Source organism: Streptomyces herbicida, from assembly GCF_032656585.1.
GTDB lineage: Bacteria > Actinomycetota > Actinomycetes > Streptomycetales > Streptomycetaceae > Streptomyces > Streptomyces herbicida.
In genome coordinates this window covers 1-25,025 of the sequence record NZ_JAUYWJ010000041.1, presented here as the reverse complement: position 1 = coordinate 25,025, position 25,025 = coordinate 1, and the positions used below count along the sequence as shown (strand labels likewise).

24 protein-coding genes and 1 pseudogene are annotated in these 25,025 nt (G+C 68.6%); 14 read left to right on the top strand and 11 right to left on the bottom strand.

The features are described 5' to 3' along the window. Positions 1-1,729 precede the first annotated feature (1,729 nt). From Q8A52_RS46150 to Q8A52_RS46135, 4 genes are all read left to right on the top strand, one after another. Positions 1,730-1,891: a hydrophobic protein gene (locus Q8A52_RS46150; RefSeq protein ID WP_316764205.1), complete on the top strand. Its 162-nt coding sequence runs from the start codon at positions 1,730-1,732 to the stop codon at positions 1,889-1,891. Positions 1,892-2,053: 162 nt separating this feature from the next. Further along, positions 2,054-2,422 carry a PRC-barrel domain-containing protein gene (locus Q8A52_RS46145; protein ID WP_316764142.1) on the top strand — a complete coding sequence of 123 codons (369 nt, stop codon included), beginning with the start codon at positions 2,054-2,056 and terminating at the stop codon, positions 2,420-2,422. Between the two features lie 429 nt (positions 2,423-2,851). After that, positions 2,852-3,568, top strand: coding sequence for a hypothetical protein (locus tag Q8A52_RS46140; protein WP_316764139.1), 717 nt, complete (start codon positions 2,852-2,854; stop codon positions 3,566-3,568). 732 nt (positions 3,569-4,300) lie between these two features. Continuing rightward, on the top strand, positions 4,301-4,939 hold the full coding sequence (locus tag Q8A52_RS46135; protein ID WP_316764135.1) for an HAD family hydrolase: 639 nt from the start codon (positions 4,301-4,303) through the stop codon (positions 4,937-4,939). Between the two features lie 181 nt (positions 4,940-5,120). Here Q8A52_RS46135 and Q8A52_RS46130 read toward each other — a convergent pair whose 3' ends face one another. Next, positions 5,121-5,249 (bottom strand): hypothetical protein, encoded by a 129-nt coding sequence (locus tag Q8A52_RS46130; protein WP_408649378.1) that lies wholly within the window; start codon positions 5,247-5,249, stop codon positions 5,121-5,123. 212 nt (positions 5,250-5,461) lie between these two features. Between Q8A52_RS46130 and Q8A52_RS46125 the strand changes: the two genes are divergently transcribed. Further along, entirely contained in the window at positions 5,462-6,238 is a 777-nt protein-coding gene (locus Q8A52_RS46125; RefSeq protein WP_316764132.1) for a DUF2207 domain-containing protein, read from the top strand. A gap of 94 nt (positions 6,239-6,332) precedes the next feature. Here Q8A52_RS46125 and Q8A52_RS46120 read toward each other — a convergent pair whose 3' ends face one another. The 3 genes from Q8A52_RS46120 to Q8A52_RS46110 all read right to left on the bottom strand — a co-directional run bounded on the left by Q8A52_RS46120 (position 6,333) and on the right by Q8A52_RS46110 (position 7,444). Further along, entirely contained in the window at positions 6,333-6,461 is a 129-nt protein-coding gene (locus Q8A52_RS46120) for a hypothetical protein (RefSeq protein ID WP_316764129.1), read from the bottom strand. Between the two features lie 96 nt (positions 6,462-6,557). Then, a complete protein-coding gene (locus Q8A52_RS46115) occupies positions 6,558-7,031 on the bottom strand; it encodes an ISAs1 family transposase (RefSeq protein WP_316764126.1) in 474 nt (157 codons plus the stop codon). Continuing rightward, positions 6,935-7,444: a transposase family protein gene (locus tag Q8A52_RS46110; RefSeq protein WP_316764123.1), complete on the bottom strand. Its 510-nt coding sequence runs from the start codon at positions 7,442-7,444 to the stop codon at positions 6,935-6,937. The genes Q8A52_RS46115 and Q8A52_RS46110 overlap by 97 nt, the downstream gene beginning before the upstream one ends. Positions 7,445-7,721: 277 nt before the next feature. Here Q8A52_RS46110 and Q8A52_RS46105 point away from each other — a divergent pair, with 277 nt between their 5' ends. Next, a complete protein-coding gene (locus tag Q8A52_RS46105; protein ID WP_316764121.1) occupies positions 7,722-8,930 on the top strand; it encodes a ferredoxin reductase in 1,209 nt (402 codons plus the stop codon). 20 nt (positions 8,931-8,950) lie between these two features. Beyond that, positions 8,951-10,039, top strand: coding sequence for a fatty acid desaturase family protein (locus tag Q8A52_RS46100; RefSeq protein ID WP_316764118.1), 1,089 nt, complete (start codon positions 8,951-8,953; stop codon positions 10,037-10,039). A gap of 180 nt (positions 10,040-10,219) precedes the next feature. Here Q8A52_RS46100 and Q8A52_RS46095 read toward each other — a convergent pair whose 3' ends face one another. The 4 genes from Q8A52_RS46095 to Q8A52_RS46080 all read right to left on the bottom strand — a co-directional run bounded on the left by Q8A52_RS46095 (position 10,220) and on the right by Q8A52_RS46080 (position 11,921). After that, a complete protein-coding gene (locus Q8A52_RS46095; protein ID WP_316764116.1) occupies positions 10,220-10,438 on the bottom strand; it encodes a hypothetical protein in 219 nt (72 codons plus the stop codon). Positions 10,439-10,547: 109 nt separating this feature from the next. Further along, the gene (locus Q8A52_RS46090; protein ID WP_316764112.1) at positions 10,548-11,057 is read right to left on the bottom strand and encodes a hypothetical protein; all 510 of its coding nucleotides are present in this window, start codon (positions 11,055-11,057) and stop codon (positions 10,548-10,550) included. A gap of 271 nt (positions 11,058-11,328) precedes the next feature. Continuing rightward, on the bottom strand, positions 11,329-11,601 hold the full coding sequence (locus Q8A52_RS46085) for a hypothetical protein (RefSeq protein ID WP_316764109.1): 273 nt from the start codon (positions 11,599-11,601) through the stop codon (positions 11,329-11,331). Next, positions 11,598-11,921 (bottom strand): M20/M25/M40 family metallo-hydrolase, encoded by a 324-nt coding sequence (locus tag Q8A52_RS46080; RefSeq protein WP_316764107.1) that lies wholly within the window; start codon positions 11,919-11,921, stop codon positions 11,598-11,600. The genes Q8A52_RS46085 and Q8A52_RS46080 overlap by 4 nt, the downstream gene beginning before the upstream one ends. A gap of 203 nt (positions 11,922-12,124) precedes the next feature. On the opposite strand from Q8A52_RS46080, the gene Q8A52_RS46075 reads away from it, so the two are divergent. After that, the gene (locus tag Q8A52_RS46075; RefSeq protein WP_408649377.1) at positions 12,125-12,436 is read left to right on the top strand and encodes a LysR substrate-binding domain-containing protein; all 312 of its coding nucleotides are present in this window, start codon (positions 12,125-12,127) and stop codon (positions 12,434-12,436) included. Between the two features lie 165 nt (positions 12,437-12,601). Here the strand turns inward: Q8A52_RS46075 and Q8A52_RS46070 are convergent, their stop codons facing one another. Beyond that, the gene (locus Q8A52_RS46070) at positions 12,602-15,274 is read right to left on the bottom strand and encodes an NB-ARC domain-containing protein (protein WP_316764105.1); all 2,673 of its coding nucleotides are present in this window, start codon (positions 15,272-15,274) and stop codon (positions 12,602-12,604) included. 204 nt (positions 15,275-15,478) lie between these two features. Between Q8A52_RS46070 and Q8A52_RS46065 the strand changes: the two genes are divergently transcribed. The 4 genes from Q8A52_RS46065 (at position 15,479) to Q8A52_RS46050 (ending at position 19,024) form a co-directional block, all read left to right on the top strand. Next, positions 15,479-15,658: a hypothetical protein gene (locus tag Q8A52_RS46065; RefSeq protein ID WP_316764102.1), complete on the top strand. Its 180-nt coding sequence runs from the start codon at positions 15,479-15,481 to the stop codon at positions 15,656-15,658. 91 nt (positions 15,659-15,749) lie between these two features. Further along, a complete protein-coding gene (locus Q8A52_RS46060) occupies positions 15,750-16,808 on the top strand; it encodes a hypothetical protein (protein ID WP_316764101.1) in 1,059 nt (352 codons plus the stop codon). A gap of 726 nt (positions 16,809-17,534) precedes the next feature. Next, positions 17,535-17,990, top strand: a complete 456-nt coding sequence (locus tag Q8A52_RS46055) for a hypothetical protein (RefSeq protein WP_316764098.1) — start codon at positions 17,535-17,537, stop codon at positions 17,988-17,990. 509 nt (positions 17,991-18,499) lie between these two features. Beyond that, positions 18,500-19,024, top strand: a complete 525-nt coding sequence (locus Q8A52_RS46050; protein WP_316764095.1) for a peptidylprolyl isomerase — start codon at positions 18,500-18,502, stop codon at positions 19,022-19,024. A 44-nt stretch (positions 19,025-19,068) separates the two neighbouring features. On the opposite strand, the gene Q8A52_RS46045 is transcribed toward Q8A52_RS46050, so the two are convergent. Beyond that, positions 19,069-19,728, bottom strand: a complete 660-nt coding sequence (locus tag Q8A52_RS46045) for a hypothetical protein (RefSeq protein ID WP_316764093.1) — start codon at positions 19,726-19,728, stop codon at positions 19,069-19,071. Between the two features lie 794 nt (positions 19,729-20,522). On the opposite strand from Q8A52_RS46045, the pseudogene Q8A52_RS46040 reads away from it, so the two are divergent. Then, positions 20,523-21,099 (top strand): annotated as a pseudogene (locus Q8A52_RS46040) (transposase family protein); the annotation flags it as partial. Between the two features lie 145 nt (positions 21,100-21,244). Here the strand turns inward: Q8A52_RS46040 and Q8A52_RS46035 are convergent. Next, positions 21,245-23,977 carry a LuxR C-terminal-related transcriptional regulator gene (locus Q8A52_RS46035; RefSeq protein WP_316764090.1) on the bottom strand — a complete coding sequence of 911 codons (2,733 nt, stop codon included), beginning with the start codon at positions 23,975-23,977 and terminating at the stop codon, positions 21,245-21,247. Between the two features lie 211 nt (positions 23,978-24,188). Here Q8A52_RS46035 and Q8A52_RS46030 point away from each other — a divergent pair, with 211 nt between their 5' ends. Continuing rightward, positions 24,189-24,842, top strand: a complete 654-nt coding sequence (locus Q8A52_RS46030; protein WP_316764087.1) for a DUF4232 domain-containing protein — start codon at positions 24,189-24,191, stop codon at positions 24,840-24,842. Positions 24,843-25,025 lie beyond the last annotated feature (183 nt).

Below are 25,025 nucleotides of genomic sequence, written 5' to 3'. Positions count from 1 at the left end.
CCTCGTAAGCCGGTCTCGTCCGCTGGCGCCGATCGTGTTCGGGCCGATGGTTACGGGCTGTAAGCCTCTCTCTTGGTGGAGGGAAAGACATGGGAAACGGGGCGGGCCGGCCGACGAGGCTTCGGGCATCGGGGGACGTGCGGCGGACGCTGAATTGCACGCCGGAGTGCCGGAGCTGCCGCCAGTGGGCGTTGAATGTCCGGCCCGCGGCCGCGTACAGGGATCCGGCCGTCTTCTTTCACCAGGCCAGGTGGCCCGGCATCCGGCCTGGTACGGCGCGGAGCTCCTTGGGCGTGACCGGACTTCTGCCTGGACTACAGGTACTTGCCCCGAAAGCGGCTGAGGGCACAGTTCCGGCATGGTGGCGGCTCGGTCTCAGCCCCCTGCGGTGACGGCCCAGGGGAGAACATCGATGGCCGCGAACGCCACCTCGTGGTCGGCACCTGAGGCCTGTCCCTGCTGGTCATGTCCACCCGGACGGCCGGCTCGACCGCGGGGGCCGGCGGAGTCCTGTTCCGCCGTCTCCTGAGGTTCCGTGAGACCGCCTTCGTATAGTTCGGCCGCGCCCGCGCGGGCATGCTCGTGTCCTGGGCCAAATGACATCTGAACCTCACGATCAAGACCGTCGGCTGGCCGAAGGACGCCTCCGGATTCGCCGTCCTTTGCCTCGCTGGGTCGTTGGACGATCCCTGGCGTGGATGATGAACGCCCGCTGGCATGCCTGCTGTTGGGAACGGCTCATCCAGCACGGGGAGACCCTAGTCACCTGGACCTCGCCCACCTTGATGACACGCCGTTCCGGCTCGCCCGCACGGGCGGCCTTCGTCCCAAGGCTGGCGGCTTGACCTGGACAGCCCCTGGTCCCCGAAGGCGGAGGCCAGGGGCCGCCGGTCATGACAGGGCGCTCATCGGAGCGTGGTCTCCCAACGCCGGAAGGGAACCGAGGGGCGGTCGGGCACCGGTGCACGCGTGTCACCCGGCACAACGGCCATCGCTGAGCATGGTCACGGCGGCGTCAACCTTCCGCGTCAGCTCCGGCCGTTTGGCGCCGCCGCGGTGGACCGGGCGGCAGGCTTGGCCGGCCTCGCGCCATCCCTGCCATCGCACGAGGCTGTGGACAGCCTGTTGAGACCACCGCGGCCGGTCGGGGTCTGGGGGTGAGGGCTACCGCCTCCTGGGCCGCTGCCGCGAGTCCCGGAGCCGGGGAGGCTTGAGAGCTCGCGGTGCGACCCGCGTTGCCGATCGAGTCGTCGCGAAGATCGCCTCCCAAGCGGCGCGTGAGGCCCTGAGCAGATTTGGCGAGTCGGCGCCGCGCACCCGGCACCAGAGGGCCTGCCACGGCGGCAGCAGGGCGACGGCCCCGCGATACAGCGGGCGAATCCAAACGCGGGGGAGACGGTGACGACAGCCGCGGGTCGAGAAGAAGATGAGGCCGACGCGGACCGTGTCTCGGTCATGAGTTCCTCAGTCCCGCTTCACTCTTGAGCCCGGCTGTCTGGGCACAGCCAGCGTTGCTGCACCCCTGGCCGCCACGGGCGGCAGCGGCAGACTGCAGGAAGTCCGTTTCGCTGGCGGACAGGTGTTCCGTGGGTGGGGATCTGCGGCGGCGGAGGCCTTTTCATGGCTATGCGCTGACCGGCAATTTCAGCGTCGGCATGCAGGCGGTTTTAAGATCCGCATGTGTGAGCGGGAAAAGTCTGGGCACGCGACTTTTCGGAGGTTGATGATCATGGTCCCCCTGCTGCTTGTTCTTCTGCTGGTTCTGATTCTCTTCGGTGCGGGTTTTGCGCTGAAGATCCTTTGGTGGGTCGCGATCGCCGTACTGCTGCTGTGGCTGATCGGCTTCGTCGCCCGGCCCAAGTCCGGTAGCGGCCGCTGGTACCGCTGGTAGCGGATCCGGTTCTGGCTGAATTCCGATCGTGCGCCGGACGAATGAAGCGGCCGACGCGGGGCAATCGGAGTGGGCCAGAAGACGAAAACCGCCCCGCACCACATGCGGAAAAAGGCAGGAAAATTCTCGCTGTCTTCTGTTTACCGGAGGAGTTGCTTTCGCGTGACTGAGCATGTGTGGAGTTACAGGTCGACCTCGGGCCACCTGGCCGGTGCCGATCTGACCGGCTACAAGGTCGAGGCGGCCGATGGCAGCATCGGCAAGGTCGACAAGCACTCCGACGAGGTCGGTGACGCCTACCTGGTCGTGGACACCGGGGTCTGGATCTTCGGCAAGGAGGTCCTCCTTCCGGCGAGCACCGTGATCCGGATCGACCCGGAGGACAAGAAGATCTTGGTCGACCGCACCAAGGAACAGATCAAGAACGCCCCCGAGTTCCACCGCGACAAGCACCTCGGTGACGCCGGCTACCGCGAGGAACTGGGCACCTATTACGGCCCGGACGCCCCCTTCGACGGCCGCTCCGTCTGACCTCCGTGGGTGTGTGGGCCCGGACTCGACGAGTTCGGGCCCACTCCTCTGTTCCGCCGCTCTCCTTCATCTGGCTGCCCAAGCACTCACCGCTGGCCCGGCAGCTTGCCCTCGATCTCGGGGATGTTGATGCACGTCTGGGCGTCCGGGTCTTCCAGCTGTCCGGACTCCGGTGGAGCGGGTCGCCGTACTTGTACTGGAAGCAGTCGATGACCGCGTGGGAAGCGGCGGGGTGGGCCACGTTGAGGGCGAGGCGCCGAGGGCGGCGCCGATCGTGTGGTGTAGCGGCACGGTCACCCAGGAGTATCCGGCGTCCACGCGGTAGAACACTCGTCGGCTCTGCCAGGCGTGGCTACAAGCCTGGTGTGAAGCTGCCGTGGGTACACTCCGGTGCCCCGGATGATCGGCAGGTGTGAGTGGAGGGGGGACATGGCGCGTCCGCGCGAAGAGGCCCGCACCAGGCATCCTCGTCATGAACGGAGAGGGGAAGCGCGGCTGCCCGGGGTGATCGCGACACTTGCCGCGATCATCTTGTATCTGGGTCTGCCGCAGCGGCTGCTGATCGCTCCCCGGTATGTGCTGCCGGCCCTGGAATGTCTTCTGCTCGTACCGATCGTTGCGATCAACCCGAAGCGCCTCACCCGACAGACCAGAGTCTTCCGTGTACTGTCCCTGACGCTCGTTGCCGTCATCGCGGCAAGCAATCTCGTGGCCCTCGGAATTCTGGTCCATGAGCTGGTGTACGCCGGGGTGAAGGACGGCCGTTCGCTGCTGGTGGCCGCATTGCAGGTCTGGCTCACCAACATCATCGTCTTCGGTCTGGCGTACTGGGAGCTGGACAGGGGCGGCCCCGTAACCCGCACCCAGGCGTCCCGTGCCGCGTTGCCTCTGGCGGACTTTCGATTCTCGCAGGACGAGAACGACGACGCCGTCCAGGAGGTCGCCGATGGCGCCAGCGGCAGCTCCGACTGGGTCCCCACGCTGATGGACTACCTGTATGTGTCCGTCACCAATTCCACTGCTTTCAGCCCGACTGACACCATGCCGCTGTCTACCCGTGCCAAGATCATGATGAGCATCCAGAGTGTCTCCGCGCTGGTGACCTCGCTCCTCGTGATCGCGCGCGCTGTCAGCATCCTGCACTAACGGCGCCTCATCGTGGCTCTGGTTCTGTTTGCTGCTCGCTCAATGCTCAAGGCCGAGTTCGCGATTTCGCCTCTCAGCGCAGGCCGAGAAAAAGGCGGTTCGGCGCGCGTAGGAGGATCCGGCAACGTAGCCGGGCCGCGTCGAGGTTGCGGTAGGGAAGGAAGAGCACTTCCACGAGAGTGCCGCTGCTGCCGCTGGGCACCTCTCAGGCAGGCGCGGTGGGACGGTGGACATCGCCAACGTGTTCACGCAGGTCAACCCGCCTAGGGGGACAGAGAGACAGCAGAGACCCCACCCCACGGGGCAGGGTAAATGCTGCTAGAGCCCGTCTGCTCGGCGAAGGCGTGCGGCCTGGCCATGGGGCCAGCCGCTGCGGTTCCGGCCGTGTCGTAACCCTTCAGTCCTACGGGACCTCGTCCGTTCCCGATCGGCGCGTCCGGCAGGGTCCCTTGCATGATCGAGGTCTGCCCGGTGGCTTCGATCACTTCTTGCGGCAGCGTTTGTTGACGAGTTCTGACGTCATCGTCCGGTCGAGGACTCCGCGGTTCGTCACGAGTTTTGAAGGCACCTGCCGATGTAGCCGAGTCGTGTCGGCGGCTCGCAACAGGGCTGCCACAAGGTTTCAAGATCGCTTGACCTTGCCCCAGAGTGAAGGGCGACAGTGTCTCCGTAGATCACACGAGCGAGCGGTGTGCGCTCGCCAGCAGGGCAGGACGAAGAGGGGGAGTTCGAGTGACGGCGACCTGCGTCATTCTCGATATCGGTGGCGTGCTGGAGATCACGCCGGAAACGGGGTGTGTGCAGCGGTGGGAAGAGCGGCTGGGGTTGCCGTTCGGCACTGTGCATGAGCGGATGCGCGACGTGTGGCAAGCCGGGAGCGTCGGGAGTATCAGTGAACGAGAGGTTCACGAGCAGGTGGCAGCACGCTTGGGGCTCGACGCGCCCCAGGTTGAAGGCTTCATGGCTGATCTCTGGGCGGAATACCTGGGAAAGCCGAACGAGGAACTCATCGCTTATGTGCAAGGGCTGCGAGGAAGCTGCAGGCTGGGCATCCTGAGCAACAGCTTCGTTGGCGCCCGGGAGCGGGAGACGGCGCTGTACCACTTCGACGAACTGGTCGAGCAAATCGTGTACTCGCACGAGATCGGCATCGAGAAGCCGGACCCGCGTGCCTTCGAGGCCGCATGCGCCAGCCTGGAGGTGCGGCCGGAGAGCTGTCTGTTCATCGACGATTTCCCAGTAAATGTTGAGGCTGCCCAGGCGGCGGGCATGCAGGCGCATCTGTTCCAGGACAACGCCCGGACGATTACGCGCATCGCAGCTCATCTGAACGCTGGTCCCCGGGTTGCAGGGCCTGTCCCGCTCGGATGACGTCGGCCTGGCCGGCCTTCTGCGGCATGACCAGGGCCTTTCACCAGGAACACCCCGATGCTCCCGTGGCAAGGACCCAAGTGCCGTCAAAACTCGTGAACATCACCCGACCGTGGATCTGGGTGCCTCCCAAACCCGTGAACATCTGACGACGCAACTCGTGAACAAAGCCTGCCCGGATTCATCCGGTGAGGCCGAGGGCGGTCAGGGATCTGCGGCAGTCGCGGGCGGTGTAGCGGAGGGCAGCGGCGATGTTGGTGCGACCGTCCTGACGGTGGACGCCGATGGCGAGGTTACGCAGGCCGGCCATGACGCGCGGGAGGCGGCCGACGTGGATCTTGGGGCATTCGGTGCCGTGGCGCCGCCACCATCCGTTCCACCCACGCCGAAGGGTGCCACTGCCCGGACAGGTCGGCCCGTCTTTCAGCGTTCCGAGTTGGCGCTCCGCGGGGTTTCGGTACCGTCCCAACGTCGGTGCGATCATGAGGGGGACGGGTGAAAGGTGCAGCCACGGAGGCGGGGATGCCTGAGTCGAGCTGTCTGGTCGGCAGCTGGCTGGTCGGGCGCAAGAATCCGATGCAGGTCGTGATGAGCGAAACTGTGGCACTTGCCGAGGACGGCTATCTGCGAGTGACGGCGTACGAAGACGGCTACGTGATACTTCCCGGCACCCGGTCCGCGGCCGGGCTTCCCCCGGACCGGGCCGCCCTGCTGGACGCGATTCTTGGCAGGGAAGGTGAGCTGCGGCTCCGGCGCGAACCCGGTCCGCCGGCCTCACTCCGCGGTACCAGGATCAGCCTCGCGCAGATTCAGGAGAGCGTTACCAAGGCTGCCCGTGAGCGCGGTTACCTGGCCCGACCGTATTACGTGCTGTTCAGCATGGTGATTGCCGTACTGTCCGGTGGGTTCCTGATGTGGAGGGGGAACACTTCCACGGCTCTCCTGCTGTGCGTGGCAGCGGCCTTGCTGGGCACGTGGTCGCTCCGGAAGGTTCATATCAGCAAGGCCGGTGCCGCCGAGCAACGACGTCTCCTCGCGCTGCAAGACAGTCTCCGGCATCCGAGCCGGCCCGCACATCCAGAGGCGGAAACCTCGCTCGGCTATCGGCTGCTGCCCTGGGCCACTCTTCTGCTCGACGGTGACGATTATGGTCGTTGGTACGCCGACAACCTGCTCGACGTCGAGTTGCCCCGGTGGTGGGCGCAGGAACCGGACGGCCAGGACCCGACCTTGCGGTTCGTCTCCCAGGAAGGGATGAAGGGGCTCCTGCATTCACTGCTGCACCACGTCGGCCCGTAGTCAGATGCTCGCATCTCGGTACCTCAACACGTTCGGTGACGGAGATCAGCCGGTCTGGAGGCAGGTCCCTTGCGTGATCGAGGTCTGTTCGGATTCATCCGGTGAGGCCGAGGGCGGTCAGGGGTCTGCGGCAGTCGCGGGCGGTGTAGCGGAGGGCGGCGGCGATGTTGGTGCGACCGTCCTGACGGTGGACGCCGATGGCGAGGTTGCGCAGGCCGGCCATGACGCGCGGGAGGCGGCCGACACGGATCTTGAAGTCGTCCTCGCGGAAAGTGCGGTCGCGGACGTGGTGCAGGAGATTTTCGATGTGCCAGTTTCCTCAGATCCAGGCTGCGAGCTGGGGGCCGGTCGCCGTGCCGGGCGGCAGGCCGGTGATCAGGTAGACGCGCTCGATGGTGAGCTTGCCGCTGGTGAAGTCCTTCCTCCAGCGCACGACTTGTAGAACCTGGCGTGCGTCGGGGTAGTCGAGGTGGGCGAAGGCGACGGTCTTCAGCCGCCGGATCTCCAGGCGGTGGTGAGCTCGGGTGCGGTCGTGGTGGTCGAGCGTGATCTCGCGCCAGGGCAGGCGGCGGGCGCGGTCGAACAGGCCGGGATGGTTCGCCTTGACCTGGGCGATGTAGTGGGCGCCACGGGCGCGGAGGTAGGTGCCGTGGGCGTGCTGGGTGTGCAGGGCGTCGGTGGTGACGACCGCGCCGGTCAGGTCGATGCTGTCCAGCAGGGGCTGGAAGGCGGGGATCTCGTTGCTCTTGTCGGCGACCTGGCGCTGGGCCAGGACGTGACAGGCGTGGTCCATCGCGGCGAGCAGGGTGACATATATGGGGCGGCGGTGGTGCGCGAGCCGCGCAGTGCCTTGCCGTCCACGGCGATCGCCCGCAGTCCGGGGCCAGTCGGCGTGGTACGGGCGGCCAGGAAGGCTCCGATTGCCTGGTCCAGGGCGTCGCCGTCCAACTGAACGAGGAGACGGCGCAGGGTATGGGGGTGTGGGACGGACCCCGTCCCGCTCAGCGGGTCCAGGGGGAAGCCGAGGACCCTGCCGGCCCAGGCAGGGGCGTCGCTGATCCACTCGGTGATCGCGGTGAGCGACCGGGCGCCGGCCAGCACACTCGCGGCGGCTGCGGTGACCAGGGCGGGCAGCTGGTAACGGCGCCCGCGACGGCGCACGGACCGCCCCAGCCAGCCACTTGGGTGCCGGCTGGGCGGGGTCATGGGCCCCTGGTAGCTCGCTGCCGACAGGAGTGGGTGGAGGGGCGTGAGGGGTGGCGGAATCTGGTTCCGTGTCCGCCGAGCGTCGTGTCGTTGTGGTTTTCTGGCGGCATGCCGGCTGCCCGCCACCCCCGGGGGCCGATGCACGTGGCCGAGACGGTCCCGAGTACGTGATGCGGTGATGCGCCCGACGAGCCGACGAGCCGACGAGCCGGCGAGATGACGTGCCTGACGCGCCCGGCCCTGCGTGTGCCCTGTGGTGAGAGAGGGGTTTCATCCCATGCCAGTTCCGCGTACACCGACCCCGTCGATGCCGTCGGCCGTCTCCGGTACGTCGGCCGGCCTGTTCGCCGCTCTTGTTGGTCTTGCCGACAGGCTCGCCGAGTGGGGCGGCGGCCGTGTGCCGACGGTAGCGGGCCGGATCACCAGTACTCTCGTGGGCGCTCTGGTAAGTCCCCTCGCCCCGGACGACTACCTGGCCCTGATCGACCCGCTGTTGTCCGCCCGTTATCCCGCGGGCCGGGTGGTCGCCGTGCGGCAGGAGTGCGCCGGGGCCGCCACGCTGGAGATCCGTCCCGGGCGCGGCTGGGCGGGGCACCGTGCCGGGCAGTACCTGCCGCTGGGGGTGGAGATCGACGGCGTACGGCACTGGCGTACGTACTCGATCACCTCACCCCCCGAGGCACCAGGCCGGACACTGACGATCACGGTCAAGGAGGATCCCGGCGGCCAGGTCTCCCCGCACCTCGTGCACCGGACGCGTCCCGGTGCGGTGCTCCGACTCCGTCCGGCACAGGGCGAGTTCACGCTGCCAGCGGATCCGCTGCCGCCACGGATACTGATGGTGACAGCGGGCAGCGGCATCACCCCGGTGGCGGGGATGCTGCGCGCTCTTGCGGGTCGCCGCTTCTCCGGGCCCGCCCCCGACGTCGTCCTCCTGCACAGTGCACCCGGCCCGGACGAGTTCCTCTTCCGTGCCGAACTGGCGGGCCTGGCAGCCCGGTTGCCCTGGCTGAGCGTCCACGCGCAGTACACCCGTACCGCAGGCCGACTGGTCCCGGAGTACATGGGCGTGCTCTGCCGGGACTGGTACGACCGGGAGACCTGGGCCTGCGGTCCGGACGGGATGCTCGACGCGATGGAGCGGCACTGGGCGGCGGCCGGCGTCGGTGAGCGGCTGCGCGTGGAGCGTTTCCGGCCAGTCCCCATGCTGTCGCCGGCCGCCGGCACGGCCGGCGGCCGGGTCCGGTTCGAGCCCAGTGGCGTCGAGGCCGACTCGGCCGCGGGCGTCCCCCTCTTGGAGACCGGCGAAGCGGCGGATTTGGCGCTGCCGTACGGCTGCCGCCGGGGGATCTGCTTCGGCTGCCTCGTCCCACTGGTCCACGGCCGTGTCCGCGATCTGCGAACCGGTGAACTGCACGGTGAACCAGGCGAGTTGATCCAGACCTGCGTCAATGGTGCCGCAGGCCCGCTCGCCCTCGCTCTCTAGGCCCCCTCAAGGAGCCTGCGATGTCCGCAACTGTCGTACCTGTAACACCCTTTGAGTCGCTCGCAGACCACACGGAGCTGCTCGGCGAGGAGCTTGATCGGATCCGCGCCGAGGTCGTCGCGTCGCGCGGAGCCCAAGACGCCCGCTACATTCGCACGGTGATCGCCGCCCAGCGCGGCCTGGAGACCTGCGGCCGCGCCGTCCTCGCCGTATCTCTCTTTCCGCCCGCCTGGTTCGCGGGCACCGCGATGCTGACCACTGCCAAGATCCTGGAGAACATGGAGCTGGGCCACAACATCCTGCACGGCCAGTGGGACTGGATGGGAGACCCGGCGATCCACTCGAGCACCTGGGAGTGGGACTTCGTCACCCCCGCCGACGCCTGGAAACACACCCACAACCACCTGCACCACACCTACACCAACGTCGTCGGCCTCGACCGGGATCTCGGGTACACGATCCTGCGCATGAGCCCGGACCAGCGCTGGCATCCGGGCCACCTCCTCCAGCCGCTGTACACCGCTCTGCTCGCCCCCGTGTTCGAGTGGGGAATCGCTCTCTACGACCTGGAGGCGGACTCCGTGCCGTCCGGCCGCAAGAGCGTGCGGGCTTTCCTGGGCGACCTGGCCAGCCTGGCCCGGAAGGCCGCGCGTCAGGCGGCCAAGGACTACGTCCTTTTCCCCCTGCTCGCAGGCGCGTCCGCGCTGCCCTGCCTGGTCGGCAACGCCACCGCGAACGGGCTTCGCAACATCTGGGCGCACACCGTGATCTTCTGCGGCCACTTCCCCGGCGACGTCCAGACCTTCTCGTACGAGGAGGAGCAGCTGGACGGCGAGACCCGCGGCCAGTGGTACCTGCGCCAGATCCAGGGTTCGGCGAACATCGAGGGCGGTTTCCTCCTCCACGTCCTCACCGGCAACCTGAGCCACCAGATCGAACACCACGTCTTCCCCGACCTGCCCAGCAACCGCTACGCCGAACTCGCGCCACGGGTGCGCGAGATCTGCGCCCGGCACGGGATCACGTATGAGAGCGGGCCGCTGTGGCGCCAGTACGCGTCCATGTGGGGCCGCGTCCTGCGTCACTCGCTGCCGGATGGGGCTCGGTGAAGCCTGCCAGCGCTCGGCGAGGATGCCTTGGGCCTGTTCGACCGGGCGGACCGTAGTTGATGCGATGCTCGGGAAGAGCGCGAGCCACACCAGCCGCAGCAGCACGGATCGTGGATCGGCTCACTCTCACGTGCAGCTGCCCGGAAGGGCGACTCCGGCGTGTTGGTACCGGAGGCGTTGTCACAGACGCACTGGCGGTTCCGGCCGAGCCGCGACCAGGCGATGGGTCATGCGGGTGCGGGCGCCTGCGTCCGAAGGCAGCATACCCAGGTCTTCCCCCAGCCGCGGCAGGTCACGGCAGTCGCCGGTTGCGATGAGCCGGTCCGGACCGGGTGCGGTGAGGTTCTCGTTGGTGCAGTAGCCGTTGTCGAGCAGCAGTACGCCGATCCAGTCCTGCACGCAGGGACATGCGGACTGCCCGCAACCACGGGTAGGTGCCTTTTCGCCGCGGCCTTCTGCGGGCGAGGCGGCGGATGTGATGCAGCAGCCTCCTGGGGAGGGGCATTGTTCATCGCAACGAGCCTGGTGGACCAGAAGGGCCGCTTGGACCACTCATCGGCTGGACCTGGTGCAGGTCGTGAGCGTCCTGCACCAGTTCCGGAACCAGGACCAGTCCGTCGCTCGCGACCACGAGCTGGGCGTTGTATCCCTGGACTGCCCCGCCGTCGGCTGTGGACATCAGCCTGCTGTCCGGGTCAGTCACGTTGCGTCGCACCTGACGACGGACGCTGCACGGTTCCTTGCTGCCGCCACGGCCTCGTTTCGTCGGCAGGTCTTTCTCACAGGCCGCGGCCTCTGCGGCGGTCAGGGCCTGATCCGCCCTGGCCAGTCGCTGCCGGGCGCGCGAGACCTCTTCGCCCTCGGTCTCGTCGAAGCTGAACAGGCCGAGGTTCGGCTTGGGACCCCGGCCGGACTCGGCCAGCCGGACCTGCTCGCGGACCTCCGCGATCCGCTCCCGCTTACGGGCCTGTGCCTCGTGCAGATGCTGCCGGGCAGCCTCAACTCGGGCGGTGGCCACGGTCACCCGATCCGCCCCGGCCGGTAGCGGACCACCTCCGCTGCGGCCCTGCCTCGCCCGTTCCACCCGGGCCCGGGCTCGGGCTGCGATCGACTGCTCATCCTGCCCGCGCGCGGCTTCCTCGGCTTCGACCTCCTCAAGACACCGCCGGATGTGCTCGTTCCGATCCTGTCGACACCGGAGCTGCCGCGGAGTTTCGGCGCCCTGCCCGGCGCCCAGGTCCACGAGCAGACCCTTTTCGAAGAGGTACAGGCACTGGCCGCCCGGTTTCTTACGGAAGTGCGGGCCGTCGTACAGGGCACCGCTGCCTACGGCGACGAGCAGGGGGAACAAGCGGGAGCACCCGGTCCACGAAGACCCACCACAGGATGCCCCCGGTCGCCAGGCAGGCGATGGCGGCCAGGGAAGCGGCGATGAACAGTCCGCTGTGCTTCTCCTGCACGTCGACCTCCTTCCTCGGCAGGTAGGTGCGTTCGAGTCGGCCGAAGTTCTTGCGGGAAGCCAGTCTGGCGACTTCAGGGGACGGGGAATCCGGCTCGCTCATATGAGGGCTCTCGGTTTCGTATCGGAGCGACCTCGTCGAGGCCGCTTCAGCTGGTCGTGTGTTGAATTGGCCGTGTGCTCGATGAGTCGAGCGAGCAGACGGGCGCGGGGGACCATCCGCGCAACCTCGACGTACTCGCTGTCCGCGTGCGCGCCTGCGCCCACGCCACCCAGGCCGTCCAGCGTCGGACAGCCCACCGCCGCGGTGTAGTTGCCGTCCGAGGCGCCGCCGACGGCGATCCCCCGCAGCGGTTCCTGGCCCGACTCCGTGGCGAGCCGGGAGACGAGGGCGAACAGTTCGGCGGACGATTCCGGTGTCATGGGTGACCGTTGCTGCCGCCCAGCTCGAGCCGGGCTCCGGGCGTCCAGGCGGTGAGCCCCCGCATGAGCTCGTCGACCCGGTCCTGCGCCGCCGTCGTCGGCACGCGCACGTCCACCGACACTCGTGCCAGCGCGGGCACCGTGCTGCGGACAGTGCCGGCCGACAGCAGGGTGGGCGTGACGGTCGCGAGGCCCAGAACGGAGTGGGGGCCGCCGTCGGCATCCGACGAGGCTCCGAGGCCGGCGATGTGCTCGCCGACGCCTGCGCGCGGGCGGGCTTCACGCCCAGGAAGATCATCCGGATCGCGGAGTGGACGGCGAAGTTCGGCTACGCGGCCGCCGGGTTGGGAGTGGCACTGGTTCCCTCGCTGGCCGCACGGGCCGTCCCCGACGAACTCGTCCTGTGCCGCCTCACCGACTCGGCCCTGCGCCGGACCGTCCATGTGGCGCTGCCTGCTGCCCCTCTGTCGGCGGCACTGGAAATGCGGGATCTGCCGCGCGGCGCCGTTGACTGAACGGTCTCCAGAGCGGTCAGCCGGGGTGCAAGGTGGTCCCTCGATCTGGTTTCGGAGGCCGGCGGGGGACGGCACCAGCAGAGCTCGCCGGTCACAGGCTTCGTGTGCGGCCCGGCGGCCGCCTCCGCGGGGCGGATGCGAGGACTTGACGGAGACCGACGAACCTCACCGGGCCTCGCGCTTGCCGCAGCGGACCAGCGCCTCCGCGGCCTCGCGTGTACGCGGGTGGTCGCTGCCCTGGACACGGATCATGTCGGCCAGCAGCGAGGTGAGCAGGGCGGCTGCCCTGCCGCTGTCGCCCGAGAGTTCCAGGAGCTCGGCGCGTTGCTGACGGGTCCGCAGCGCACGTGGGTGGTCGGCACCGAGCACGCTGTCGACGGCGGGCTGGAGTTCGGCCAACTCCGCGAGCGCCGTGGCCGGCTCGCCGGCGAGGCCGCGCCAGAAGCTCAGGTTGACGCGGTAGGTGAGAGTGGTCGGATGGTCGGCGCCGAGCGCGAGCTCCGCGTCCTCGGCCGCGGCGGTGAACTCCTCGACCGCGAGCTCACGTTCGCCCGCCAGTCCTCGCCAGTACGCGAGGTTGTGCCGGGCGATGAGGGTGTCCCGATGGAGGCGGCCGACGGCGGACTCCAGTTGTGTCACCGCCCGGAGGTAGATGTCGACCGCCGCATGCGAGTCGCCCGCCTCGCCTGTCCACCTGCCCAGATCGGCGAGGACGCTCAGTGTGAGCCGATGTCCGGGGCCGTGCTGCTGTTCCAGCATCTCGACAAGGGCGGCGCAGGCGTCCCGCGCGCCGACGGCGTCGCCGGCCAGACCACGGCAGAGAGCGGCGTGGCTTCGCGCGTCGATCACCAGGGCATGGCTCGTGCCGAGTCCGTCGGCTGCCTGGTCGGCGAGTTCGGTGAAGTCGCGCAGGGCGGCGGCGACCGCACCCTCTTCCATTCGGAAGCGGGCCTCGTGCTGCCGTATCGTCAGAGTGTCCGGGTCCCTCGGGCCCAGGATCCGCTCGGCTTCCCGCCGGATGTGCTCCAGCGATATGCGTGCCGACGCTGCGTCCCCCAGCTCGCCGGCGGCCAGGGCGACCTGGCAGCGCAGGTACAGGACATCGCGGTGCTCGTCCCCGAGGCGGGTCCGCGCCAGCTCCAGCAGCTCCTGGCAGACGCCCCGTGCCGCCGCGTCGCGGCCGAGGCCGGCCAGATAGGGGCCTATCCGGCGCAGGACAGGGTGCATGCGCCCGTCCCACAGCAGGTCACCGCCCGTCGTCCGGCGCAGGACTTCGACGCTGCTGTACAGGGCTGCCTCCGTCTCAGGCTCGTATGCGCACTCCGCCGTGGACGACCAGAGCTCCTCGACCGCGTCGGCGGCTGCCACGGCGAGGCGCGGCCGGACCTGCTCCGGCACGCTCTCGCGCGCCGCGCGCTGCACGAGGGCGTGTACCTCGACCGAGGCAGGCGTGCGGGACGGGTCGTGCGTCACGAGGCTGAGCCGGTGCAGGGCGCGCAGCGAGAGGAGCACGGCCCGTTCGCCGGGCTGTGCCGGGCCGCGGCCTGTGTCGCTGTGGTCGTCCGCGCCTTGCACGATCCACCGGCGGGCCGCCGTCGTGTGCAACACCGCCTCCGTGATGCCGTCCGGTGCGAGCATCGACAGGAGTCCCAGGGTGGCCCTGGCGCTTCCGGCGGGCGCGAGAATCTCCGCCCGGTCCAGGGCGAGCTGCCAGGCGGTGGCCACGGTGTCGCCGTGTTCATCGGCCGGGGAGGTTGCCGGCAGCAGATCGGAGAGCGTCTGCCGTTGGTCCTCCAGGAGTTGACGGTACGTGGTCAGGGGCATGCCGGTGTCGATGAGGAACGCCGCAGCCTGGGACAGCGCGAGCGGGAAGTGGCCGAGCGTGTCAGCCAGCGCGTGCAGCTCCCCGTCGTCGTCCCCGCCTTCGTCGGCCGCGAGCCGTGAGCGGAGGTAATCGACGGCCTCCTTGGGCGCGAAGGTTCCGACCTGCACGATCCGGGAGGACGAACGAATCACCGCCGCGTCCCGCCGCCGGGTCGTCACCATGCTCTTGCCGTGTTCCCCGACCGGCCGGATGCCCCGCAGGTCCGCCGGTTCGTCGACGTCGTCCAGTACTACAAGCCATGGCCGCGTCGTCGTACGCAGCCAGGCCACGAAGAGGTCGGCCTGGGTCTCGTCGTCCCACCCGCTTCCGCCTTCCCCGCCCGCGACCACCCGCCACGCACGTGCGTACGCCGTGAACACGGACTGGCGGGACGAGGCGGGCACCCACACCCGTACCCCGCCGGGCTGGCGGAACCGGTGGAAGGCGGCTGCGGCGAGTTGAGACTTCCCCACTCCGCCCGCTCCCGTGAGGACGACCTCCCGGACTGCGTCGTCCCGCAGCGCCACGTCGATCGCATCCGACAGGGCCGCCCGCTCCCGCAACGAGGCCGCGTCGCTCGGCGGCCGACCGATGACCACCTCGTCCGCAGTGCCTCCGGCCCGGTCGGCGGCAATCCGGGGCGCGGGCACCGCAGGGGCGCGATCCTCGTACGCCGCGCGCCACAGCCGCTCCCAACCGGCGATCGATGACCGCGGATCAGCGGGGCCTGCCAGCGACTCGACGGCGCGCACGAGGGCGACCACGGCATGGAAGTCACGGGGCGCCGACCGCCCGCTCAGCCACTCACCGAGGCGGCGGGCGTTGACGCTGACGCGGTGCCCGGACGGCAGCGCCGTCCGGCTCGCTCGCCGGGCCAGCACCTCGTCCGACAGATCCGGCACTTGGCGCCGAAGTCGCGTCAGCGCAGCAGCGAACGCCGCTCTCGGCGACTCCTGTGGCTCCGGTTCTTCCATCTCAGGAACTCTAGGCGGAACGCCCGGATTTGGGGAACCGGTTCCGTGCCCCCGGTCCGGCCCGGTCCGGGGACTTCTCGTACCGTTCTCCCGCCCGGTCCGACCTGCCCTGATGTCACCTGTGGGAGGTCTGAGCGCAGAGCGACGGATCGGTGGCGAAGTACGTTGCCGCTCCATCGGATCCGCTAAGACGGAGGCAGCGACATGGCGCAGGAACAGACAGGCGGCAACCTCGCCGGATGGAGGGCACTGGTCCTCATCGGGGCCCTCGGTAACGCCGTCGGCCTCATCGGCGGGGCACCGGTCATCACCCTCGTAGCGGCACCTCTCGCGATCACCGGAGTGATCGGTCTGATGTCGGCACGGCGCAAACAGCGGTCGTAGCGAGCAACAGCCGTAGCGGAGAACCGAGCGGGCGATTCCGGTCGATCACCACGCCCGTGTCCCGCACATCCGGCCTGAGGGGGGGAAGACGATGCTTGCGTACTCGCGTCTGGGGTGTCTGCCCATCGTGCTGCTGGGCGCCTTGTTGGTCATCTGGTTCCGCATCATCGACGCGCGAGGGGGCGACTGGGCGACCGCCTGCCTCGCCGCCGTTCCGATCGCCCTGGTGCTCGGTCTGGTCAACCTGGCGGTGGCCGTGTCCCTCAACCGCGCACCGGCTCCGGGCCAATTGCCGGGAGGCGACGACACCGTGTGGACCTCGCGGCATCGGGCAGGCGGAACACCTCTGCAGTGCTTCTCACCGTACTTCTTGGCGGCGGCCGGTCTCTTCTGCGCCGGCTGGACGCTGCAATGGGTGCACTGGCTGGTCGCCGTGGCGGAGTACGGCGCTCTGACCGCCGTCTACTTCGCCCTGCCGGAGTTCCGGCGACGGCCGGCCAAAGCCATCACCGTCGCCGAGCGCGGCACGTTCGCGCGAGCCCGTGTCTGGGCCTTCCGAGACCGCCTGCCGGCTCTCGCCGGGCGCTGGAAGCCCGGCCCGCTGCAACGATTGTCCGCAACCCCGGCTGAGGTCTTGAACAGCCCGCCCCAGGCCGGACTCCGCGACCCCTTCGCCGTGATGTCCGGCACTCACGGAGGCGTGAGATTCACGATCGCGGACGCCTTCGAGCCCGAACCTTTCGCGCCCTTCCGGGCGTGGCAGCAGCACCATGTGACCGTCTGTGCCGTGCACCTGGACACCGCCTTCCCGTCCATTCGGGTCGCGCTGCGCGGCCGACGCACTCGTTACACCCTTGAAGTCGAAACCCTGCGGCCTGACTTCGCCGAGGCACTGGTCACCGAGGAGACCATTGAGGCGATGCTGGCCGCGGAGACGATGGAGTGGTCGATCCAGGGACGGGACGTCCTCACCGTGCTCAGGGATCAGCCGACCGACACACAGGACGGCGGAACCGGGGATCAGTCGGCCGATTACGACCTCGATGCTGTCCGTGCGATCGGACGGCTCACCGCCCTCATCGCCAGGCTGCCGACCAATCTCGCCCCGTGGGCTCATGACGCCCTACCAGGCCTGCCTCTACAGGATTGAGGCCGCTTTTGGTGCGTATTCGACCGGTCCTGTTGTCGCCTGATGGGGTGGGAGTGGGTGGGGTCCGCCGGCTCGCAGCGGGTCGTCTGTGGGAGCAGTTGACGACGCGACGGTCGGGGGAGGGGGGGGCGAGCAGCCACTGGACCTGGAGGCGGTCTCAGGAAGGCGAGGCGGCGGGGACGATCGGGGCCGAATTTTTCGGTGTCGGCTTCGCGCGGCCGGAACGTCTTTCCCCGGCCGAGAGTGCGTTGGAAGGGGAATCCGCTGCGAGTGGGTTCGAGACTTCTTCCGGGACTGCGCCGGACACACAGGAACGCCGTTTGACCCGCGGTTGGCCCGGGAGGGATTCACTTGGAGTCCGTAAAGTGGCGCAAGGTGTCGGGGTGATCGCGGAACGTGGCTACCGTGTCGGGTTGGCTGGAACGCAACAATGCCGCCAGGCAACCGACTTCAGGCTCTAGAAGAAGCCAAGTTTCTGAGGGCTGTAGGAACAAAGAATGTTCTTCGTCTGCTGGTGGTACACGCCTGACCTCGCTCCTGACCTGCGACAAAGAGTGGAAACGTCGAGTGCCAGGCTGAGTCGGTCCGCACCTGGTCCGGATCTTGATGAGTGGTACGTGGTGCTAGCGAGTGGGCCGCCGGAGCCCAGGCAAACGTGGCAATCCATCCAGCAGGACAATCGGCGTCTACCCCTCGGCATGGGCGGTCGAGGACGGGTCGGAGCGAGTGCTCGACGCCGTCACACACAAGGGTGGGAAGTATGGTGACCTGGAGCTGCCATTCATCGTGGCGGTAGGCCATGCAGCCGACTTCCCCGAAGATGAGGACATCGAGAGAGCGCTGTACGGGAGTACGGTTGAGTACGCCTACGACAGCGGATCGACCTTCAGCCGAAAGCCCGATGGCTACTGGACTGCCACCTACGACCATGCCCACAGCCGTGTCAGCGGCGTGCTCGTCGTGAACAACCCAGCACCCTGGACCTGGACGAAAAACACTCCCGTTCTCTGGCAAAGCCCGGATCCCGCCTCGCTTCCTGCCCCCATCTTCCCTACCTGGGCAACAGCGCAACTGGCTGGGATCCAGGTCGAGCGCCAGCCCACGATTCGCTCCGTCCACACCGCTCTCGGTCTGCCGGAACGCTGGCCGACCGGCGACTTCCCGCGGAGTGACCCGAGATGACGGCAGCGGCACCGTCAGTCTCCACAGCGGCACCCCGGTGAGATCACCTCATGCGCACGGCAGCGTTCGGTGGGGGCCTCTGCGTGGACTGGGGAGGCCGCTCGACCGGGTTCGGGGAGCATCCGTCGTGCACCGGGTGGACGCCCTGATCGGCCAGCGACACTGTGCCGCATCCGAACGAAGTGGCCTGCGGCCGCGGGCCGAATGCTGGGAGGCGGATGTGGCTTGCGGGCGGCTTCTCGCCCGCCGGGCCGCGCTTTAGGCTGCGACCGCTCCGAAATCTGGCGATCTTTTGGAGGGTGTGCAGGATGAACCGAGCTCTCATGACCGTATTGGCGGCAGCAGCGTTGGTCGTGTCCGGGGGCAGCACCACCGCCTCCGCTTACGATGCCCCGCCTCGAACCACACACGGTCCTTGCCAGTACACCCAGACCCCGGACGAGCCGGCGGCGCGGCGGGTTCCCCTGCCGCCCGACCCGCGGCACACCCCCAGTCACGGCACGGTCGGTATGGCTGTCCGGACCAGCCAGGGCCCGCTCCCGCTGAGTCTGGACCGGGCGAAGGCGCCGTGCACGGTCCAGAGCTTCGTGCACCTGGCGCGGCACCGGTTCTACGACCGTACGGTGTGCCATCGGCTGACGGCGTATCCGACGCTGAAGGTCCTGCAGTGTGGCGACCCGACCGGCACTGGCGAGGGTGGGCCGGGGTACGAGTACAAGGACGAGCTGCCGGTGGACCTGCCGCCGGCACCGAGCGATCCGACCGGCGTCCGTCGCCTTTACGGGCGCGGTTTGCTGGCGATGGCCAACGCCGGGCCGAACACGAACGGTTCGCAGTTCTTCGTCGTCTACGGCAACTCCGCGCTGCGACCGGACTACACGGTGTTCGGCACTGTCGGTGCCGCCGGCCTGAAGACGCTCGACAAGATCGCTGCTGGCGGTATCGAGCCAACTTCGCAGGACCCGGCGCCTGTCGACGGCATGCCCGTGCTGCGGACCGAGCTGCTCAGCGTCCGGCCGTCCTGCCGGCCCTGATGAACTGTGGTGCGGTCACCGTGGGTCCAGCTATGTGCCTGGTCTCACGGTGATGTGAAGTAGCCGTTGCTGAACGCCTCGCGCTGCAATTGGCTGTGACGCTGGGCGGGCCGTCGGGCGGGTGGCGTGTCAGGGGCCGTAGGGGCTCCAGTGCCCGAGGACAACTGGGGCGGAGCTTCCAGGGGGTCGAGACGCTCCACGGTGTCCGCTGCCCAGCTGATCCATGCTTCGGCTTCGGTTCTCGCCTTCCCCGGCGGCATGGCCTCGATTCGCGTGCGCACGGCGCTCACATATTCGGTCAGTCGGGTGGCGTGGCGCCATGCCGCTTCCTGGGCTTCGAGGTGCCTTACGCGGTACGCCTCCGCGTACCGGACGCGAGCCCCCTCCATGGCAGCTTCCCAGCGGACGCGCTTCTGGCGCGCCGCTTCGATCTCGTCGAGACGTCTGCGTTCTGCGGCTTCGCCGCGGAGGGCGACCTCCTGCGCGATCGCGGCGAGCTGCTCTTCGAGGGAGCGTCCGAGAGTGTCTGCCCATTCGCTCGCCCGGTGCGGTTGGCCACCGCAAAGGACGAAGCAGAGACGCTCGGACGGGGTGTAGTCGAAGCGGGGGATCCTGACCCAGGAGTACTTCTTCGCCTCGGTGAGTTCCTTCTCGGTGGCGACGTGCTCCGTCCGGTCCTGCTCCTGGAGGACGAGGAACCCCACGGTCTGTCCCCGCGGTTCGAGGACGGCAAGACGCCAGGCGGGGATGTCGACGAGCTTGATCTCGTACCCGCCACAGCACCAGCCCCCGTACAGCTCCTTCGTCTGGGATCCTTCCGGACCTGCGTGCAGCGGCGATACGGGACGGCCAGTTTGCGGAATCCGGTCCGCTTCCGTTCTTCACGATCCGGCCGCTCGCCTCCGCGAGCTCTTGCAGCAGCTGCTCCGTGAACGTCACGCGAGGCTGCGGGGGAGAGCTTGGCTTTCGCACGGAGGCCGGAGTTCCTGCGCGCGGTTAGACGGGGGTTGCGGAGTGGCGGCCTGGGTCTTCTGCGAGCGTGAACCGCGGGGAGGATACGTGCCGTGCGCCAGATAGTGATGGCCGACGCTTGTCAGGGCGACACTCCACTGCCCGCCCTTCCGGGAGATCGTGACCAGGCCCCGGTTCTGCAGTGCCTGGCAAGTGGTCTTGTAGGAGCTGGTCTCCCAGACGCCGGCAGGGCACCCGGCTCCCACCCACTGCAACACCGAGAGCTGCCGCTCATTGACCCGCCGTTTCAATGACCCGCCTTCGACTTGAGGTTGACGTACTACCGCGGCATGTTGAGAGTTCCGTTTGTCAGCGACGGGTGATTCGAAACAATTCGCTCGAACGAGAGGGGGCTGAAGTAGACCGTGAGCCTTTTCCAACCTCGTGATGTGGGCGCCGGGTTGGTCGCGGAGGGCGGTACAACGAAGTGAAGCTCCTGGTAGACGGGTTCACAACCAGGATCACCCGTTGTCCACCAGGAGCTTCCGTGCTTGTCTACCCGTCCGGGATCGACCTGTCCAGTTCGACTCTGCGGCTCCTCGCGCGTCACCTGGGCCGGCGACGTCGTGAGATCGGCAGTCGATGGCGACGCCTGTCCGTAGGCCGCCGGGCCCGGCTCACGCTCGGGCACCTGCGGTGCGGCGGCACCTACGGCCGGCTCGCCGCGGCGTTCAACATCGGCATCGCCACCGTCTACCGCTACATCCGCGAGGCCGTCGACGTCCTGGCCGCCCTGGCACCCACCCTCGAAGAGGCCGTCAGCACCGCTGCCCAGAAGGCGTACGTGGTCCTGAACGGCACACTGCTGCCGATCGACCGCATCGCCGCCGACCGCGCCTTCTACTCCGGCAAGCACAAGAGGCACGGCATGAACATCCAGGTCATCACCGACCCCTTCGGCCACCTGCTCTGGGCGTCTCCGGCGCTGCCCGGAGCCGTCCCACGACATCAAGGCCGCCCGCACCCACGACATCCCCGCCGCCTTGACCCGGGCGGGCATCCGCTGCTGGGCCGACAAGGCCTACCAAGGAGCCGGCGGCACCTTCCGCGTCCCCTACCGAGGCCCAGCCGCGACGTTTCGGGACTGTCTGAGGCTGTTGACTTGCCGACCGGTACGGTCACGGTCGCCGTGGGCGTCTCCCGCTGGAATAACTCCCACCACCAACATACCGGCGCTGGACCATCAGCACAGCCGTACTACCGCTGACATCACGGATGCCTTTCCGGATGGCTTGCCTCATTGAGTGCGGAGCTGAGTTGGGGGCGGCCTCGGATGCCGAGCTTGCGGTAGGTGTTCGTCAGGTGCGTTTCAACGGTGCGGCGGGCGAGATGGAGCAAGGCGGCGATCTCCGCGTTGCCGTTGCCCGCTGCCGCCAGTGAGGCAACATGGCGTTCGCTGGTGGTGAGGGAGGCAACGCCCGTGTGGTGGATTCGGAGTTGGCGTCCGCCGACGGTGCGCACGGCAGTATCGGCCAAGCGCTTCAGGCGGATCGTGCCCAGGCGTTCGGCCAGGGCTGCGGCCTCGCGCAGCACCTCGCGGGCGCGGCCGGGTTGGCCAGCTGCGAAGAGGGCGCGGCCGTGCACTAGCATGGTCGCTGCCAGTTCCGGGGGAGCGGGGCTTTGGCGGTGCAGCGTGACCGCGTCCTGCAGCAGGGCGAGCCCGTGTTGCCCGCCTCGGGCCTCTCCGACGGCGCGCAGGGCCCGTCCGACGAGGCGGGAGGTGCCCCAGATGCGGGCCAGGCGCAGTTCCTCTTCTGCGAGGGGGAGCGCCTCGGCCGCACGACCCAGGCGAAGCAGGCAGTGGGCGGCCGCGGAACGCCAAGGCGTGGCCACCGGACTTTGGGTCTGCCGCGCCTGTTGGAGGTCGCCGCACGCGGTCAGGTGCCGTAGTGCGCCCGAGGGGTCGTCTTCGGCCCAATGCAGCAGGCCTTGCGCGTAACGGAATTCGATCCACTCCCACGAGTCGCGGCTCCCCTGTGCCTCGATCATCGACGCGAGCCGCCTGGCATCGGCCAGCCGGTCGAGCTCAACGAGAGCGATCACACCCTGTGCGCGTACGTGGGTGTTGGCGCTGTGGCCGTCGGGACCGGTCGCCGCCTCGGCGACTTGCGTATAGCGGCCGCGCATGACAGCGGTTTCCGTCCGTACGCTCAGCAGGCACTGCTGAGCAGGGTGCAGCGGATGGTCTTGGTGCAGAAGCAGTCCGCGCTCGACCAGTACATCGGCGTAGTCCAGCTCGTCGGCCCACTGTGCCAGGGTCGCCAGCGAGGCCAGCAGATACAGCTGCAGACCTGGGTCGGTCGGCGCGGCCAGGATCGAGCGGACGCGCTGCATGGTCTCTTCCGCACTGATCAGACCAGCAGTGGCCTCGTGTTCGGTGAGCAGTGAGTGTGCCATCGGGTCGGTGCACGGCGGTGCCTGCCGGGCGCGGTGCTTGACGTGCGGCAGCAGGTTGCGCCAGCCCGACAGCTCGTGGCTGGCGATGAGCGCCGTGGCGGCCTGGGCGGCATGAACGACGTCGGCGAGGTCCTCGCGTTCACCGAAACCCTCCGCCAGCCGGCGCAGCACGTCGAGGGCGGCGGGGACCTCGCCGTGCGCGGCGAGCGCGGCGCCGAGTGCGTTGGCCACCCGAAGCCTTCCGTGAGCACCGCTTTGGAGCCGCAAGGCCTCGGTCAGATGCCGTACGCCGGAGTTGCGGTCCGTCCTGACCTCCAGACAGCCGAGCGAGGTGAGTACCTCACCCCGCCGGGAATCGGTGAGATTCTCGGCGAGCGACCTGCGTAGCAGCGCAATCGCCTCGGGCTGGCGGCCCTCGCGCGAGGCCTGGCTTGAGGCATCGACGAGTGTCTCCACCGCCCACTCCTCGCCGGCCGCCGGAGCCCTCAGCAGGTGGCGAGCGACCACGTCCACGGGTGCGTTCTGGCGAAACAGCACCTCGGCGGTCCGCAGGTGCACCAGGGCTCGGCGCCGCGCGGGCCACCTCGCCAGTACTGCCTCGCGCAGCAGGGGATCGGCGAAGCGCGGTGCGGGATGGCCGCTCGGCTCGCATGCCTTGGCGAGGAACCCCTCCTTGCGCATAGCGGCCAGCCATCCGCTGACCCGGGTCGTGTCGGCCTGGGCCACCTCGGCCAGGAGCTCGGCCGTGACGTAGTCCTCGCCGTCCAGTTCGGCGACCACACGCGCCACGTGCGCGGTCAGCGCTCCAGCAGCCTCCAGCCACCAGTCCACAGCCTCGGTGAAGCTCTCACGGGCCGCAGGCCCGCACAGATCGTCCAGCAGAGCGTGCACCAGCATGGGGTTTCCGCATCCGGCGCTCGTACAGAGCTCCATGGCCGCCTCCGGGGTTACGTCCGAAACCGCCTCCACTGCCCCCAATCGGTCCTGGACCAGCGCAGCCACCGCCTCAGGCGGCAGCGGCTCCAGCCACTCGGTCACGACCAGCTCCGGCGCCAGCCCCCTAGCCGCTCCCGGCGGCATGGGGCCTTCCACGTCGTAGTGGTGCCGCTCGGTCACCACCAGCAGCACCGGCAGCAGGTCCACCCGCCGGCCGAGGTGGGCGAGCCAGCGCCGCGAGGCCTCGTCGGCCAGATCGACGTCGTCGACCGCGACCAGCAGAGGCCCTTGACCCACCGCAGCGCGCAACTCGTCCCAGGCGCCCACCGGCAAAGCCTGGCCCCCGAAGCCCGAGCCCCCTCCGTCGCCGATCAGTTGTCGCACTACGCCCAGCGGAGTTTGTGATTCCTCGGCGGAACAACGGGCTTGCCGTACACACATCCCACGGAGGCGTGCTTCGTCGGCGACGGCCCGCAGCACCGTGCTACGCCCCGATCCGGTGGGCCCGCGCAGTACCAGCAGTCGTCCGCACCCCGTAGTGGCCCGCTGCAGTAGTTCCCGGATGCGTACAAGCATCTGCTCGCGCCCGCGCAGGCCGATCCGTGGCATGTGCCGTCCCTCCTTGAGTGTCGTCGACCATGTGAGCACACCGACCTGCCGGACGGTTCTCCTGTTTTCGTCACAGTTCTGCTCGTGGATCTCGTGGCCGACCACGATGGTCCACGAGGCCCGAGAGTCTCACGATGGTGGCTCACGGCCGGGCCGTTGCGATCTGCGGCCCGTCTGCGCCATCACCGATCCTTAACTGGGGGACACTGCTATGAGCACCACCATCCGCCGCGCTGCGACGGCGCTGACCTCCTTCTCGCTGAGTATGCTCGCGCTCACCGCATGCGACCCCGGCAGTGCCGACGCCGCCGCCCCGGAAAAGACGACCACGGTAGGCGCGTCGGCGCCGAAGCAGAGCGGCTCGGCGTCCACCGGCGGGACCGCCTCGGCAACCCCGACCCGTTCTTCGACCTCGGAGGGCTCGGGGGAGGGCTCCACAGGCGGACAGGCCCCTTCCGAGGGCGACGTCCCGACGTGTCGTTCGAACCAGCTGAAGCTCACCGTCACCCCGGTCTCACGCCCGGTCAATCACGCATTGATCACCGCCACCAACGCCAGCCACTCCGCATGCCGTATCCCGCGCAATCAGCCGGTGGTCACGTTCGACGAACTTGACGGACAGGCCGACCTCATGGGCAAGGCAACGAGTTCCGAGACCGCGTTGGAGGTCGGCAAGTCCGCCTATGCCGCGTTGATGCTGTCCCGGGCCGACCAGGAGGGCGGCAAGACCGTCCAGAACGTCAACATTGCCCTGACTGCCGACGCGCAGCCGACCGCGGTTCAGATCGCAGGCAACCCGCTGGTCATCAATGATCCCCAGGTAAGCACCTGGTACGCCACGTCTGCGGAAGCCCTGCTGTACTGACGCCTGCATACGGCCAGGTCCGCGCGATGCCACCGTGTTTACGCGCAAGTTAACCTCAATACCGGTAACTTAGGGCTTTGGTGTCCGCTTGACCCGTTTGGGTTTGGTGGCGCCAACGATGGTGACGGCCGGAACACATGGGCGGTCTGCGACGCGGTGGGCGGCGCGTTTGAGCGGCCAGCC